General features: G+C 69.1%; 13 protein-coding genes. 10 read left to right on the top strand and 3 right to left on the bottom strand.

The genetic code is table 11. From position 1 onward, the window contains the following. Nucleotides 1-2 precede the first annotated feature (2 nt). The 6 genes from CMC5_RS49030 to CMC5_RS34965 all read left to right on the top strand — a co-directional run bounded on the left by CMC5_RS49030 (nt 3) and on the right by CMC5_RS34965 (nt 6617). Nucleotides 3-311 carry a PAAR domain-containing protein gene (locus tag CMC5_RS49030; protein WP_050434468.1) on the top strand — a complete coding sequence of 103 codons (309 nt, stop codon included), beginning with the start codon at nt 3-5 and terminating at the stop codon, nt 309-311. After that, the gene (locus CMC5_RS34985; protein WP_050434467.1) at nt 308-1393 is read left to right on the top strand and encodes a hypothetical protein; all 1086 of its coding nucleotides are present in this window, start codon (nt 308-310) and stop codon (nt 1391-1393) included. The genes CMC5_RS49030 and CMC5_RS34985 overlap by 4 nt, the downstream gene beginning before the upstream one ends. A 245-nt stretch (nt 1394-1638) precedes the next feature. Next, nucleotides 1639-4446 (top strand): YncE family protein, encoded by a 2808-nt coding sequence (locus CMC5_RS34980; protein WP_050434466.1) that lies wholly within the window; start codon nt 1639-1641, stop codon nt 4444-4446. Between the two features lie 30 nt (nt 4447-4476). Beyond that, a complete protein-coding gene (locus tag CMC5_RS34975; RefSeq protein ID WP_082363070.1) occupies nt 4477-5202 on the top strand; it encodes a TetR/AcrR family transcriptional regulator in 726 nt (241 codons plus the stop codon). A 244-nt stretch (nt 5203-5446) separates the two neighbouring features. After that, nucleotides 5447-6082 (top strand): hypothetical protein, encoded by a 636-nt coding sequence (locus tag CMC5_RS34970; RefSeq protein ID WP_156339088.1) that lies wholly within the window; start codon nt 5447-5449, stop codon nt 6080-6082. A gap of 163 nt (nt 6083-6245) precedes the next feature. Continuing rightward, nucleotides 6246-6617 (top strand): arsenate reductase family protein, encoded by a 372-nt coding sequence (locus CMC5_RS34965; RefSeq protein WP_050434463.1) that lies wholly within the window; start codon nt 6246-6248, stop codon nt 6615-6617. Between the two features lie 43 nt (nt 6618-6660). Here CMC5_RS34965 and CMC5_RS34960 read toward each other — a convergent pair whose 3' ends face one another. After that, nucleotides 6661-7548 carry a diacylglycerol/lipid kinase family protein gene (locus tag CMC5_RS34960; RefSeq protein WP_050434462.1) on the bottom strand — a complete coding sequence of 296 codons (888 nt, stop codon included), beginning with the start codon at nt 7546-7548 and terminating at the stop codon, nt 6661-6663. Between the two features lie 118 nt (nt 7549-7666). On the opposite strand from CMC5_RS34960, the gene surE reads away from it, so the two are divergent. The 4 genes from surE (at nt 7667) to CMC5_RS34940 (ending at nt 14069) form a co-directional block, all read left to right on the top strand. Continuing rightward, nucleotides 7667-8389, top strand: a complete 723-nt coding sequence (surE, locus tag CMC5_RS34955) for a 5'/3'-nucleotidase SurE (RefSeq protein WP_050434461.1) — start codon at nt 7667-7669, stop codon at nt 8387-8389. Between the two features lie 203 nt (nt 8390-8592). Further along, on the top strand, nt 8593-9531 hold the full coding sequence (locus CMC5_RS34950; RefSeq protein WP_156339087.1) for a hypothetical protein: 939 nt from the start codon (nt 8593-8595) through the stop codon (nt 9529-9531). Beyond that, nucleotides 9528-11804 carry an ATP-binding protein gene (locus tag CMC5_RS34945; RefSeq protein ID WP_050434459.1) on the top strand — a complete coding sequence of 759 codons (2277 nt, stop codon included), beginning with the start codon at nt 9528-9530 and terminating at the stop codon, nt 11802-11804. The genes CMC5_RS34950 and CMC5_RS34945 overlap by 4 nt, the downstream gene beginning before the upstream one ends. A 6-nt stretch (nt 11805-11810) precedes the next feature. Beyond that, entirely contained in the window at nt 11811-14069 is a 2259-nt protein-coding gene (locus CMC5_RS34940) for an FtsK/SpoIIIE domain-containing protein (protein WP_050434458.1), read from the top strand. Nucleotides 14070-14091: 22 nt separating this feature from the next. Here the strand turns inward: CMC5_RS34940 and CMC5_RS49305 are convergent, their stop codons facing one another. Both CMC5_RS49305 and CMC5_RS34935 read right to left on the bottom strand, forming a co-directional pair. Continuing rightward, nucleotides 14092-14382 carry a DUF6944 family repetitive protein gene (locus CMC5_RS49305; RefSeq protein WP_425394819.1) on the bottom strand — a complete coding sequence of 97 codons (291 nt, stop codon included), beginning with the start codon at nt 14380-14382 and terminating at the stop codon, nt 14092-14094. Nucleotides 14383-14566: 184 nt separating this feature from the next. After that, nucleotides 14567-15661 (bottom strand): oxidoreductase, encoded by a 1095-nt coding sequence (locus tag CMC5_RS34935; protein ID WP_050434457.1) that lies wholly within the window; start codon nt 15659-15661, stop codon nt 14567-14569. Between the last annotated feature and the right edge of the window lie 74 nt (nt 15662-15735).

Raw genomic sequence — 15735 nt, 5'->3', positions numbered from 1 at the left:
TCATGCCTGCAGCTGCCCGAGTCGGTGATCGACACGTTTGCCGGGAAACCCAGCCATCTCCCCACCGCGGTGGTCCTGTCAGCTCTGGCTGCACCACGGTCCTCATCGGCGAAGCCCTTGCGGCTCGCGTCGGAGACACCGCCGCATGCACCGGCCCTCGCGACGACCTCATCGTCGAGGGGTGCCCCACGGTCCTGATCGCCGGCAAGCCCGCCGCTCGTCGGGGAGATCGCACCGAGGGAGGAAAGCTCGTCGAAGGACTCCGCACGGTCCGCATCGGGCGTGAACCGCGCCCCAGGAGCTTCCGGTGAGTCATCCCCCGCGCTGCTGTGATCCGGGCAAGAAAGCCCGGGCCCTCGCGAACCTCAGCGCTGCGCTTCCGGGCATCGAAAACAAGACGGTCACGGGTGGTAACCGCATGATCGATCCGAGTTCGAAAAAGAAGTGGAAGAACAAGAAAGAGGCTGACCCCAGGTCCTACTTCCCGCTCCAGGGCACCAAGATCCCCGTGCTCGACGGTGCTGGCAACCTCCTCGGCACGCTCTCCAGTGGCGCCTTGAAGCGAGGCCTCCGCATCAACTACGGGCAGGTCAAGAAGATGCCCAAGTTCGACCTCGGCAAGGTCACCAAGGACCCGGCGAGTCGCAAGGCGAATCCTTCCAATCGCTCGATCCAGTACGTCTACGCATTCGCCACCACCATCAAGGTGCGCGCCGCATGGCTCACCTCCACCCCGGAGTTCGAGAAGCTCTACGGACCCGTCAAGAACAAGGCCTTCGCCATCTCCGCGTGGGTTCCGAAGAGCGCCGTCAAGAAGAGCGCCAAGCGCACCGCCCGCTTCGACTGCATCCGGAAATGCATGAGCGAGATCGAGGCCAGGCGACGCAAACCCGGCAAGACGGTCGCCATGCGCATTGCCAACCTCGATGAGGTGAAATGGTCGAAGAGTGAATGGTGGTCTGCGGGAAATGCGAGGAAGACGGGCGCAGCCGAGAGAATGACCAAGGAGACCATCGCCTCGCTGCGCGACAAACCCATCGGCAAGAAGACGATGTTTCCCAACGCGCGGATCAGCAATGCCGTCCGGGGGGAGGGGAACATGGCCGTGCGTGATTACCTCGCCCGCAGCCCTGGCTTGCCCCCCTTCCTGCGCTGCGTGAACTTCCTCTTCGCCATCCCGGGCGCCGGCGGCGTTGCCATGGACGCCTTCCCCGTGGATTCACGCTTCCACCGCCTCGTCGCCTACAAGAAGCAGACCCGCATCTACAAGAGCGGCAAGGCCACCTCCAAGAAGATCTCCTGGTACTACGGCTATATCGAGTATCCAGAAGGCAACAACAAGAGAGCGCGCCGTTATGGGTGGCTACTGAAGAACGCCCTCAAGCCTGGCTGACCCTTGGGGCAAAATGCCCCGTGGGCGAAGCCTCTCGCCCTCTTTGTGTGCCTCGACCCGTGGCCCACACCCGCTCTCGCCCGCCTCGTCACCTCGCCATTCTCTCGTTCGGGGAACGCCTCATCCCCAATTGCTGTGCGACGCCAGCCTGTAATGCCCGGGGCTGCTGCGTATCCTCCCAGCCCAACCCCCCTGACCAGAAACGGACAGCACGCATGAGGCATCGCGGAGCACGCTCGGCTTTCTTGATCCCCTTCATCACCTTCGGCCTCGCCAGCCTCGCTGGCGCGTGTTCCGACGACGTGCCGAAAGGCCCCCCCACCTCCAGCGGTGCCGGCGCTGGCGGCTCGGTCGACCCCGAAGATCCCAAGAGCTGCGCCGCCGACCCGCTCCCCCTCCAGAACCCGCGCGCGCACACCCTCGGCGAGACCTTCTACCTCCCCCGTGTCCTCGACGACGCCGACTGCGCCCAGCTCACCTGGCAGCTCGCCTCGGCGCCCCAGAACAGCCAGAACCTCGTCCACGCAAAGGGCGCCCCCGAGCCCCGCTTCACCCCTGACGTCGCCGGCGAGTACCTCTTCCGCCTCGACGACCAGGCCAGCACCGAGCTCCGCCTCACCACCGTCGCCCGCACCCCCGCCGACCGCTACCGCAACCACTACCTCTCGCCCCTCTTCGGCGCCGCGCGCGTCGACGGCGAGCTGTGGACCGCCAACGGCGCTTCCTACACCGTCACCCGCCTCGTCACCGATGGCCCCGGGAACTGGACCAAGGCTCACGAGCTTCCTGTCGGCTCCTGGCCTGCCGCCATCGCGCATCACCCGGGCGCCGAGCACGTCCTCGTCGCCCAGCGAGGCAGCGACACCATCGGCTTCATCCACCGCGAGCGCCTCGTCCTCGAAGACGCCCTCTGGGTCGGCGACGAGCCCACCGGACTCGCCCTCTCACCCGACGGCGCGCGCCTCTACGTCACCCTTCCCACCATGGGCGCCGTCGCCATCGTCGACGTGGCCGCGCGTGAACTCGTCGGCCGCATCGACGTCGGCTTCGACCCGCGCGCGATCGTCGTCTCGTCGGATGGCGCCCACCTCTACGTCGCCTCGTACCGCTCCGGCAACCGCGTCAAGGACACCCGCGGCACCTACGGCCCCGACGACGATCAGGACATCTGGATCATCGACACCCAGACCGGCCTCGTCGAGACCGTCGTCGAAGGCGTCGCCGCCGACCTCCGCGCCCTCGCCCTCTCCCCCGAAGGCGACGAACTCTACGTCGCCGCCACCGACGGCGACCCCGAGCCCACCCAGACCGATCCTTCCGCCGAGCCCTTCGTGCACCAGGTCGTCGTCGTGGGCGCCGATCCCACCCGCGCCGACTTCGGCACCGTCCTCCGTCGCGCCGACCTCACCCGCCAGCCCAGCTCCACGGGCGCCGTCGTCAACCCGTCCGGCATCCTCGTCACCGACGACCGCGTATGGGTCGCCTCCGAGGCCAGTGACCTCGTCGTCGCCCTCGACCGCGTCACCCTCGAAGAGCAAACCCGCGCCGCCGTCGGTGCAGGCCCACGTCAGCTCGTCGCCCTCGACGACGGCGCGGGTGGCCACCTCCTCGCCGTCCACGCCCACCAGCACTTCGCCGTGAACCTCCTCGACAGCACCGGCGCCGACCGCGGCACCGTGCCGCTCACCGACGACCCGCGCCCTCCGGCCGTCGCCCTCGGCGAGCGCGTCTTCACCCGCCCTGGCGGCGGCTTCGCCGGCAACCACGCCTGCTCCAGCTGCCACGTCGAGGCCCAGAACAGCGGCATGATCTGGAACTTCGGCCCCAGCATCTGGCACAACGTCCGCCCCCTCCAGCTCCTCGACGCCACCACCCCCCTCGAATGGGGCGCCTACGTCTCCAGCACCCAGAACTTCGGCTACCAGGGCCCCAGCTCCATCGTCGGCCGCCCTGCCACCCCCGAAGAAGCCGAAGGCCTCGGCGCCTTCCTCGGCTCCCTCCTCGGCGCTCCCCGCGAAACCGGCTGGACCCGCCTCGACGGCAGCTACACCGACGCCGCCTTGCGTGGCAAAGCCCTCTTCGAAGGCGAAGCCCTCTGCGTCGGCTGCCACACCCCACCGCTCTACACCAGCCGCGACACCATCGACCGCGGCAAGTCCGGCGTCCCCGCCGACGTCCCCACCCTCCTCGGCGTCTACCGCCACGGCATCTACTTCGTCGCCGGCCAGGCCCGCGGCCTCCCTGCCGCGCTCGACGTCGCCCTCGACTACGTCAACGTCGCCCTCACCGACGACCAGCGCAGCGACCTCCTCCAGTTCCTCTACGAGCTGACCCCCAAGGGCGCCGCTCCCCTCGGCATCTGGCCCGATCGCGACAGCAACGACGCCCTCCACGCCGACGTCCGCCCCGCGGTCACCTTCGCCGACGCCATCGACGACACCCAGGGCAAGAGCGCCGCCGACGTCGCCGCCGACTACCTCGTCCTGGAGCACGAGCAGGGCCTCCGCGTCCCGGGCCGCGTCGAGATCACGGGCCACCGCCTCGACTTCGTACCCGACGCCCCCCTCGACCCGGGCGCCACCTACCGCTTCCGCGTGCTCGAAGGCCTCCCCTTCCTCTCCGGCGGCGCCCTCTGGGGAGAGCGCGTCACCGAGTTCACCGTCGCGCGCCCGGCCACCGCCGCGTGGCCCGAAGCCATGACCATGATCGTCGAGGTCCCTGGCCCTGGCGGCCAGGTCGTCCCCATCCCCCTCGCCCTCGAACCGAGCGCCACCCCGCGCGCTGGCGGCCTCACCCTCGTCGTGAAGCCCCAGCTCTTCGGCAACCAGCAACGCCAGCCCGTGTGGGCTCGCCTCGACGGCGCCCGCTTCCTGATGCAGCCCCTGGCCCTCCCCATCAACCCCACCGGCGTGGGCGACGCCTCCTGGATCGAAGGCTCCGTCACCTCGGTCGTCGGCGGCAACATCGCCGAGATCCAGGGCACCCTGCGCATCACCGGGCCCGGGATCACCATCCCCGACGTCCGCTTCACCATCACGCCGACAGGCCCCTGATGTAGGGTAGGCAGGATCAGGATCGTCGTGATGCGCGGGTGTGGTGACGTTGCAGTGAAGCAGGTACGCGGCGAACGCCTCGTCAACAAGGTCCTCGACACGACCGTCGAAGAGCTCTCGCGTGTGGGCTACGAGACCCTGTCGATCGAGGCCGTCGCCGCCCGCGCCGACGTGAACAAGACCACCGTCTACCGCCGCTGGCCCACCAAGCGCGATCTGGTCAAGGCGGCGCTCGAGCGCGTGGCGCGCTGTCAGACCATGGTCCCGGACACCGGCGACCTGCGGACCGACATGCTCCAGCACGTGAGTGCGCTCCGGGACGACGCCGAGTCCCCCGCGCTGAAAAGCGTGATCCGCATGGTCTTCGCCGCCGACCAGCACACCGAACTCGCGCAGCTCGCCGCGCACATCCGCGCCGAGAAAGAGCTCACGGCCAGGGCCATGTACCAGCGCGCGATCGCGCGGGGCGAGCTGCATCCCGACACGGACATCGAGCTGGTCCACGACGTCCTCTTCGGCGCCATCCAGCACCTCGTCCTGTTCCACCCAGAACCTTGCCCCGACACCCAGCTCGCCCAGGTCATCGACATGGTCCTGGTCAGCGCCAGCAGCGAGATGGCGCGCCGCCGACCGACCCTCGAGCCTCCTCCTTCGCCCTCGATGCCCCGCGCATCCAGGACCACGGCGACCCCGCGCAGCAAGAAGCCCCGGACCTCGGCGTCGAGCGACGTGCGTCGACGTCCACGTCGCCACTGAGCGACGAGGCGACACCTCGCTCGCGCCGCGAGCTGCGTGCATCCGCGCCGATGAACACGAGCATCGACGATGAACACGAGCATCGACGAGACGACGCACGACCCCGAGGAGACCCCAGAAGTTCGCCATCTCACTCGTGGTTGACGGCCCCTCCTCTCTCGACGTATCGGTGATGGGCGCGCTGCAGCACCAGGTCAGGCCCGACCGCCCTGTCACCCCTGTCCGAAGGAAAGCGAGTGTGAACATGAAGCAGGCGAAATGGTCGGCGTGTGTCCTCGTGTCTCTCGTCACGGCCGTCATGGGAGGGTGTCTTGCCACTCCCCCCGAGGAAGAAGATGCCGCCGACGCCGAGACGCTCGGCGAATCGCGCGACGAACTCCTCTATTGCGACCGTTGGGCGTGGTGTCCCCCAGGCTATGCCGCCGACGTCCACTGCAGCATCATCTGTGGCTCATGCCCTTATGGGCGTTACGGGTCGACGCCGAATGCGACGGAATGCATCGATACCACCCCCCGGGGCACGCTCACCGCGCAGCCCGCTCAGGTCCCCATCGCCACGGGGAGCCTGGGAACGACCCGGATCTGCGCCAGCTCCAACATCATCAACTCCCAGGTCTGGGTGAGCATGGATGGCGCGCCGGAGACCTTGTTCGCAAGCCATTACACGAACGGCTGCTCGAATGCGACCTGGATCCAGATTGGCCACTCGTACCAGTTCACGCTCTATGCCGGGAGTGGCCACACCAATCAGCTCGCCACCGTCACGGTGACGGGGGTCGATGCCGGGCCGCCGGTCGATCCTTGCGACTCTTGCCCTGGCAACACCTCCTGCCGCTGTGGCGACGGCGTGTGCCGCTCGCCGGATCAGTACTGCCCCTGAACTCGACGAGCGCATTGCGCCGTCACGGCGAAATGTGCCGCTCATCGGAGTGGATTCGCTTCTGAATCCCTGCTGACGCGCGTCTTCGCGTCCCCCGCCTGAATCGACGAATCCACGCTCAGCCCTCCGCCTCTCCGGCCCTCGTCTGGTAGAACGCGACGCGATGAAGAAGAACGAGGTCCTCGTGCTGTCGTACGCCGGCTGCACCACCTGCAAGAAGGCGTTGCAGTGGCTCGAACAGCACGGCGTCGCCCACCGCGTCCGCCCCATCGTCGACGAACCCCCCACCCCCGAGGAACTCGCGACGTGGATCCCGAAGAGCGGCCTCTCCGTGCGCAAGTGGCTCAACACCAGCGGCCAGAGCTACCGCGCCATGGGCAAAGCCAAGGTCGACGCAGCGACGGATGCGCAGGTGGAGGCCTGGCTCGCCGCCGACGGCAAGCTCGTGAAACGCCCGGTGCTCGTGCGCGGCAGCAAGGTCCTCGTCGGCTTCAAGCCCGAGGCCTACGACGAGCTGTTCGGCGCGGGCTCCTGACCACGACGCGCCGGGCGCCGTCACTCGTCGGCGCGCCACCACGTCAAGCCGTCAGGCGCTCACCGTGCTCGGCGGGCGGCACCAGGAAGAGCACCGCGGCCGGGTCCACCTCGATGTCGATGTCCCCCACGAGCGGCCGCGGGCTGTCGTCCAGGTTCGACCACGTCCTCTCGCTGCACACCCGCACGTGCTGAGCGCGCCGCGCATGGTGGGGCGGCAGCGTGATCTCCTCCTCGTGGTCGGCGTGGCTCAGGTGCTCCAGGAACAGCTCCCTGGCCTCGGGCCGAAGCAGCACCACATCGAGCAACCCATCGTTGGTCCTCGCCTCCGGCGCGATGCGGAGCGCCGGCCCGACGCTGCACATGTTCATGACCGCCGCGAGCAGGTACTCCCCCGAGAGATCCTCCCCGTCGACGACGATCCGGAACGCGCCGGGTGAGTACTCCCTGACGGCCCGCGCGATGAGCTCCCGCGCCCGCGGCAGCTCCTTGTGATCGCTCGTCGCCAGCTCCCCCATCACATACGCGAAGAGCCCCACGCCGAAGCCCTCCAGGAACCTCTCCTCGCTCCGGCCCTGGTGGCTCACCCCGAGATCCACCTGAAGCTCCACCGCCCTGGCGAGCGCGAGGATCGCCGCCTCCGCGTCCACCCCCACCCCGAGCGAGCGAGCGACGTTGTTCGCGGTGCCGGTGGGAACGACGGCCAGCGGGATGCTCGTCCCGGCGAGCTGCTTCGCCACCTGGGTCACCGTCCCGTCTCCCCCCGCGACGATGACCACCTCCTCCGAAGCCTGGAGACGCAGCCCATGGTCCAGCACGCTCTTGTGCAGCGTCCGCTGAACCTTCCAGCCGATCTCGGCGAAGGTCTGAACGAGGACCCGCTCGTCCTCAGCGCTTCCAGCATCCGGGTTCAGCAACAAGATGGCTTTCATGGGGGCTACCCTCGACGCCACGGCACGTTTCAGGCCGCCCCTTCTCGTGTCCGTCTGTTCCACGCCCGCACGGCCAGGCCACGTGGGCCTTGGCCGGCCCCGTGCATTCCCGGGAGGGATGCGCATTCTCGTGACAAACGACGACGGGGTGTTCAGTCCGGGCCTCTGCGCGCTGGCCGAGGCAGCCACCCGGTTCGGCGACGTGCGCATCGTGGCCCCCGACGTGGAGCAATCCTCGATGGCCCACGCCATCACCTCCTCGCGTCCCCTCTTGCAGCGGCGCGCCCGCATCGGGCGTTTCGACGCCTGGCGCGTGAACGGCACCCCCGCCGACTGCGTGGCCCTCGGCACGCACCTCTGGGAGCACGTCGACATCGTGTTCTCCGGCATCAACCTCGGCCTCAACGTGGGCAACTCGATGTGGCACTCCGGCACCCTCGCTGCCGCCAAGCAGGCCGCGCTCCTCGGGTTTCGCGGCATCGCCTTCAGCGCCCCCGAGACGGGCGACGACCCGGACTACTCGTCCATCCGCAGCTACCTCGACACCGTCATCCGCGAGGTGCTCGGCCGCCCCGAGCTCTCCCTCGTCAACGTGAACTTCCCCATGCGCCCTCGCGGCGTGCGCTGGACCTGCCAGTCGGTCCGCCACTACGACGGCCGCGTCGTCCCCGCGCGTGACCCGATGGGCCGCGAGCAATTCTGGTTCGTCCCCGTCCCCATCGAGGCCCCCGAGCCGGGCACGGATCGGTGGGCCGTCGATGAAGGCCTGGTCTCGGTGACCCCCTTGCGCCTCGACCTGACCGACCACCGCGCCCTCGATCAGCTGCTCGCCGAGCCCTGACAGCTGCTCGCCGAGCCCTGACCCTGGGCCTCACGACGAGCCAGGGCGGGGCGTGTGTCCCTTCGCCCCGGCTCCGTCGCATCGATCGACTGGCAGGCCTCCGTGGCTCTGCGGTAGCGTGGCCTGGAGTGGGTCCGAGGCCACGCCGAGGCTTCCACGGGAGCCGGGCCCGCCGAACGTCGACCTTCCGGAGGCGAATGCAGGTGAAGAAGGGGGACACTTCACGAGAACCCGAGCGAGACGTCGACCTCCAGCTCGCGCTGCGCGACACCGTGGTGCGCTTAGCGAAGCCCGTGTCCACCTCCGAGGTACGCAAGGCGCTCCCCAGGCCGTACCAACGCCCCGCCTCCGAGATCACCCGGCAACTCGACGAGCTGGTGCGCACGCGGCGCCTCTTCACCCTCAAGCTGGGCAAGTCGCTCAAGTACTGCGCACGCGAGCCCGAGGCCTTACTCCGTGACGCCGTCCTCTCGGCCCTCGCCGACGGACCCCTCTCCAGGGACGACCTCACGAAGCACGTCAAACGCGTCGCCCCTGGCTACGAAAAAGGCCTGGCTGTCGCGTTCACCTCGCTCCTCACGCGAGGCGAGGTGCGTGAACACCCCAAGGTGGGGACCCAGAAGAAGATCCGTTACGGCCTCCTCCCGCCCGACCCGGCCCCGTACCTCGCCAAGCTGACGAAGGACCTCCGCGCCCTCCAGAAGAAGCTCTCGGCCCACGGCGTGACGGCAACAGCCATCCACGCCACCCTCGGCCACGCCCTCGGGCTCGACCCGCCGCACCTCGCGTCGCCGCCGCGGAACCCCAGCCTCGCCGCGGTCGCGATCCCTGCCGCCATCGCCACCTCCGCCGCCAGCGAGAACCGCGCGGTCGAAGACGAGGCCATCCTCCTTGCCGCGCTCACCGCGCTCGCCGCCCGCGAACCCCCTGGAGCGCTCCTCAGTCTCCGCACCCTCCGCGCCCTCCAGACCCTCCCCAAGCAGCGCTTCGACGAGGCCGTGCTCCGCCTCTCCGAGAGCGGCCGGGTCGTCCTGCATCACCACGACTTCCCCGCGAGCCTGACCGAAGCCGAACGTGAAGAGCTGGTGCTCGACACCCACGGCGTCCACTACCTCGGCATCGCCCCCCGGAGGATCCATTGAACCCCCTCGCGAACCTGCGGAGCCCCTTCGGGAGGACCGTCGTCGCCGACGCCTGGACGACACCGCCGCCCGTGGACGTCGACTCGATCCACAAGGCGGCCTTCGTGGAGTGCGAGCGCGCCTTCGCGAACGCCTCCGACGGCAACCCCGACTCGGTCCTCATCTTCGGCCCTGCGGGGGCGGGCAAGACCCACCTCCTCACGCGGCTCCAGCGGCATCTCGGCGCGCCTTCCAGCGCCGCCCCGGACCGCGTCCTCCGCTGCGTCTTCGTCTCCGCCAAGCTCAAAGCGCACGCGCCGAGCCTCTGGCAGTTCCTGCGCCGCCTCCTCGCCGACGATCTGATGCGCCAGGAGCAAGGCCTCACCCAGCTTCAGCGCCTCGTCGCGCACCAGCTCGCCGACTTGAACGGGGACTCGCTCAGACACTGGGCGATGACCCTGCGCGTGCTCACCAAGACCGACGACGACTCGGTCTCCGGGTACCTCGCGGACGTCGCGCAGCGCCTCCGCCTCAGCGCTGCCCTCTGCACCGTCATCGATCACCTCGTCCACAACCGCTACGCGCAGCATGCCCTCGACTGGCTCCGGGGCCACAGCCTGCACGAGACCGCCCTGGACCGCCTCGGCCTCAGCCCTGACGAGCCCGACAACCGAGAAGAGGCGGCGCGGCTGATCGTCACCGAGCTGTGCCGCCTGGCAGGCCATACCTTGCCCATCGTCTTCTGCTTCGACCAGATCGAGGCGCTCGACGGATGCGCCAGCGTGGGGGAGGCCGTCGAACTCTTCGGGCGCGTGGCGGCCGATCTCGCCGACGCCGACGACAACATCCTGCTGATCTCGTGCATCCAGAGCGCGTTCCTCGACGTCCTCAACGACAGCGTGCGCGAGGCGGATCGCCAGCGCATCTTCAAGCGACGCGCCCTGCTCGAACCGCTCACCCCCGAGCAGGTCCGAGCGCTCCTTCTCCTGCGCCTCGACAGCGTCCCGGAGCTGCGGGAGCTCCGCAAGGAGGCGGGTCGAGCGCGCTTCTACCCCTTCGACGACGCCTTCGTGGCCCAGCTCGCCAGCGCTCCGCTCCGTCTCCCTCGCCGTGTCCTTGCGGATGCTGCCGCCGAGTTCGAGCGGATCCAGCGTGGCGACCCACCCACCCGTGCAGCCGTGCAGCTCGCCGATCCGTCGTCGATGCGTTCTGTGGAGTCACCCCAGGCAGAGAGTGAAGCGCCGAAAGGAAAATCTGCGAGCGACAAGGCTGCGGGCGACAAGCCGTCGAGCGACAAGGCACCGAGCGACAAGGCAGCGAAGGGCAAGCCATCGAGCGACAAGGGGGCGAGTGGCAAAGCTCCCGGCGGTAAGGTGGCGAAGGGCGACGTCGCCGCCGGAAAGGAGGCGCGTAAGACGTCTGCCTCGGTCCCTTCGAGCGGTCCCTCGGGCTCGGACGAGCGCGGCGAGAAGCTCGAACGCGACCTGGAGAACCACTTCGCCGAGTACCGGGAGGAAGCGCTCAAGCGAGGCACCGCCGAGGCGAGCCGAGAGGCGCTCCTGCATGGTCTCCCCATGCTCTGGGCCCTCCGCGGAGCCCCCTTCAGTGGTGCCCGAGCCGTCGACATCGACCTCGTCTTGCCTTCCCTCCAGGGCGGCCTCACGTCGCAGCAGCCCGTCTACCTCGCCATCTGCAACGAGACGAACCTGACCAGCCTCGCGCAGCGCCTCAAGCGCCTCGTGGACACGACCGCGAAGCCGACCTCCTCGCTGCCACCCCAGCGCCTCGTCCTGCTGCGCGATCCACGCTTGAGCATCTCCCGCACGGCAACCCGCACGAGGCAGTACCTGACCACCCTCGAACAGCGAGGTGCTCGTGTCGTGAAGCCCAGCGAGGAAGCCCTCGCCGCCCTCGACGCCCTTCGCTCCCTCCTCTCGGATGCGCGCGCCGGCGATCTCTCCTCGGAGGGCGAGACCATCCGCGAAGACACCGTCGGCCGCTGGCTCGTGAGAGCCCTCGACGATGCCCTCCTGGAACTCTGTGACACGCTCGAAGGCCGCGGCACGAGCCCAGCGGAGCGCGAGGAAGCCGGCCTGCTGCGCGACCTCGACGACATCCTGCTGCGCGACTGCATCGCCTCTCTCGACGTCGTGGCCTCGGAGCTTCGCTGCGATCAGCGCAAGGCGCTCACCGTGGCCCGCCATCACCCCGATCGCTTCGGCGTGCTCCAGGGCCCGCCCACCGTCCTGTTCTCCCACGTCCCTGCCGACGCGCTCGGCCCTGCTGCGGAGTGATCCCCCATGCCGGTTGACCTGTCCGTCTCGGAAGTCCGCGACGAGCTCCAGCGTGCCGCTGGCAAGGAGGCCATCGGTTCCGGCCAGAGCGCGACCCGCCTCCTCGGCCAGATGTTCCACGAGGTCTTCGCCGACCTCTGCGGCAAGGATCCACTCCGCAGCGGCATCCGCGTCGTCGTCGATGCCGCTCCGGACCGCGACGCAGGCCAGCAACGCCTCCTCTCCCACACCTACCATGCCCTCGTCGGACCGCGCCTCACGCGCCACCAGCCCTTGCTCCAGGAGACGACCCGGCAGGTCCTCGTCTTCTGGGAAGCCATCCAGCACCTCACCCGGTGGCTGACCGATCTCGTCTGGACCGCTCTCGATGCCACGAAAGAAGGCCTCCAGACCTGGGAGGAGATCGCCGCTCTCTTCACCGTCGACGAGAAGCTGACCCGCGAGCTACGCCAGCCCGACTGGAGCGACTCCGTGCGTCTCGTCGGCATCACGGACGCGTTGATCCGCATCCCTCGCACCAGCCGCTTCTGCACCATCGAGCTGAAGCTCGGCGCGGGCCGTCCCCTCATGGATCTCGCACAGGTCGCCCTCTATCGCCTCCTCGCTGCTGGCCAGGTGCCCTCCTCCGCAGACAGCGCCCTCGCCCTGCTGCACTTCGCGCCCACCCTCGCAGAGACCCTGATCACGGCCACCGAGGTCGCCACCGTCGAGCCGAGGCTCCTCGCCCTCCTCGGCAAGATGGCCGGCGTCGCCACTCCCCCGAAAGCTCCTTCAGCTGCCACCAGGCCCGAGCCGCGCAAGGAACCGAAGGCCGAGCCGCTGCCTGCGACCCGTGGAAACCGTACGCCAGCAAAGCCCGAACCCCGCAAAACGGCGAAGAACCCCGCGGCCAACGTGGAAGTCCTCCGAAGATCCCCGGCGCGCTCCGTCCCGGAGGCCGCGTTCACGAGCGCGGCGATGCCTGCAACCCAGAGCGCCTCTCACCCCCCGAAAAACCGCCCTCTCGGCGCTGCTCCACCTGCTGTCGAACCCACGCCTTCTCCTCCTCGCGAAGACCCGAGGAAGGAGGCTGTGGCGACGACACCCGCCGGCGGCTCGACGTCTGCCGCCGCGCCCACCTCTGCCACCGCGCCTCTTGTGACATCGACCTCTGCCACCGCGCCTCCTGCCAGCGCCTCGGCGCCTGCCGCCTCCGAGCGCTACGCCGAGCTGGGCCAGAAGCTCGTGCGCGCCTTCCGCGAGTACGGCAGCCCCGTCGACCTCCTCGGCGAGCCCGCCGTCGGCCCTCGCTTCCTCCGCTTCGAAGCTCGCCTCGGCCGTGGCGTCACCTTCGACCAGATTGCACGTCGCACCAAGGAGATCGGCCTCAAGGCAGGCATCCCGAAGGACCCGATCATCTCCAGGTACGAAGGCCACCTGCGGATCGAAGTCGAGCGCCCCGATCCCCAGACCGTCCCCTTCGCCAGCATCCTCCCCGCCCTCGGCGAGCGCGATCCGCTCCGCGGCTCTGCCCTCGTCCCCATCGGCGTCGACGTCGCCGGCACCCTTCGCACCGCCGATCTCGCGAGCCCCATCAACGCGCACCTCCTCGTCGCCGGCACCACCGGGAGCGGCAAGACCGAGTGGCTCCGCATGGCCATCGCTGGCCTGCTCCACGCCAACACGCCCGAGACCCTCCGCCTCGTCCTCATCGACCCCAAGCTCGCGGCCTTCACCGACCTGAAGCGCTCACCGTACCTGTGGACGAAGCGCGGCCTCTGGACCCCGGGCAGCGGCAGCGACGTCGACGAAGTGCTCGACGATCTCTCCGCCGAGATGGAGCGCCGCTACCAGCTCTTCGAGGCCGAGGGCGTCGACGATCTCGCCCGCTACATCGAGAAGACCCGCAAGCCCCTCGCGCGCATCGTCTGCTTCTGCGACGAGTACTTCGCCCTGATCTCCCAGGACCGACAGATCCGCAAACGCATCGAAGCGCAGATCTTCCTCCTGGGCGCCAAGGCCCGCGCCTCGGGCATCCACCTCGTGATCGCCACCCAGCAGCCCAGCCGCCAGGTGATCCAGGGAGCCCTCAACGCCAACATGCCCTGCCGCGTCGGCCTCATGACCCAGAGCGCCATCGAGTCCCGGATGCTCCTCGACGTACCCGGCGCCGAGCGCCTCACGGGCTACGGCGACCTTCTGTACAAGGACGTCGGCGATCCCGTCCGCCTGCAAGCCCCCTACCTCTCCCCCGAGGAACGCGCCCGCTTGTTCAAGCCGAGCTGACGCCGCCAAGGCGAGCCGGTTGTCAGCTCCACAAGGGCTGGGATGTGTTCCCGGTGACCCGGAGTGAATTCCCGGTGACCCGGAGTGAATTCCCGGTGACTTGGAGTGAGTTCCTGGTGACCCGGAGTGAATTCCCGGTGGCCCGAAGTGAGTTCCCGGTGACCCGGAGTGAGTTCCCGGCGACCCGAAGTGAGTTCCCGGTGACCCGAAGTGAGTTCCCGGTGACCCGGAGCGAGTTCCCGGTGGCCCGGAGTGAGTTCCCGGTGACCCGAAGTGAATTCCCGGTGGCCCGAAGTGAGTTCCCGGTGACCACGATCCGTTAAAGACGGAATCAGAGGTGCCTTGAACGCCTCATGGCATCTACGATGTGACCAATTTCACATTTCGATGCCACCCACCCCGTCGGGAGGACGGGGCTTCCTCTCCCTCCACATCTCGCGGCGACCCTGACCGCCGCCTCCCCGCTCCTCCCGCTCCCCCCGCTCCCGTCCTGCCGCCTACCCCTCCTCCTCCGCCACGAAGTTCTTCCACCGCCGCAGGTACCCCACGAACGTCGGGCTCACGCTCCTCGCCACCAGCTCCTCCGCCTTCATCGGCGGCCTCCGCGGCTCCCACCCGGCCTCTTGCACCTGCTTCGGCCAGTCCGGGTTCAGGATCGCCGAGCGCCCCAGCGCCACCATGTCCGCGCCCCGATCCACCAGCGCTTGCGCATCCGCCCGCGTCCACACCTTCCCGGCCACCAGAAGCGGCACCTCCGCCGGGCACGCCTTCCGGAACAGCGGGATCGGGTGCTCCTCCGGCCGCTTCTTCGTGTTCTTCGCCGCGTCCCACAGCGAGATGTGCAGGAAATCCATCCCGTCCTCGCACAGCCATTTCGCCGTCTGCAGACTCTCGTCCAGATCCATCCCCACCGCGTTCCCGAAGTCTTCGGGCGAGAGCCGCACCCCCACCACGAACGACGCAGGCACGGCTGCGCGCACGGCCCGCGTCGCTTCCCGGATCAACCGCGCGCGTCCTGCCAGGTCACCGCCCCAGCCATCCGACCGACGGTTCAGCGTCGCGCTCAGGAACTGGCACAGCAGGTACCCGTGCGCACCGTGCAGCTCCACCCCGTCGAACCCCGCCTGGTGGGCCCGCCGCGCTGCCTCGGCGAACTGACGGATCACGCGCTCGATGTCCGCCTCCTCGGCCGCGCGCACCGGCTCGGGATCCTCGGTTGCCGACGCGCTCCATGGCATCTGCCCCGTGAGCGTCGACGGCGAGCGCGTCCCCCCGTGGAAGATCTGCACGATGGACAGCGCACCCCGCGCGCGCAGCGACGACGCGAGCCGCGTCAGCCCGGGCAGCAGGTGGTCGTCGTAGATCCCCAGCTCGCCAGGCCAGCCTTGACCATCGAGCGCCACGTGCGACGCGCAGGTCGCCACCAGCCCGAAACCGCCTTCGGCGCGCGCCTCCAGCCAGCGCAGCTCGTCGTCCGACAGCGTCCCATCATCGTGGCTCTGCGAGTTCGTCATCGCGGCGACCGCGAGACGGTTGGGCGCCGTGACGCCGTTGCGGAAGGTGAGAGGAGAGAAGAGATCGGTCGTGGTCACGATCCCGCAACGTACCGCACGTCGTACGCGCGGCGCACCGCCACCCGGTCGCGCCGGCAGGCTGAAGCGCGCTG

Origin of the sequence: Chondromyces crocatus, assembly GCF_001189295.1 — a bacterium.
Lineage (GTDB): Bacteria > Myxococcota_A > Polyangia > Polyangiales > Polyangiaceae > Chondromyces > Chondromyces crocatus.
This window is presented reverse-complemented; position numbering and strand designations above follow the sequence as displayed.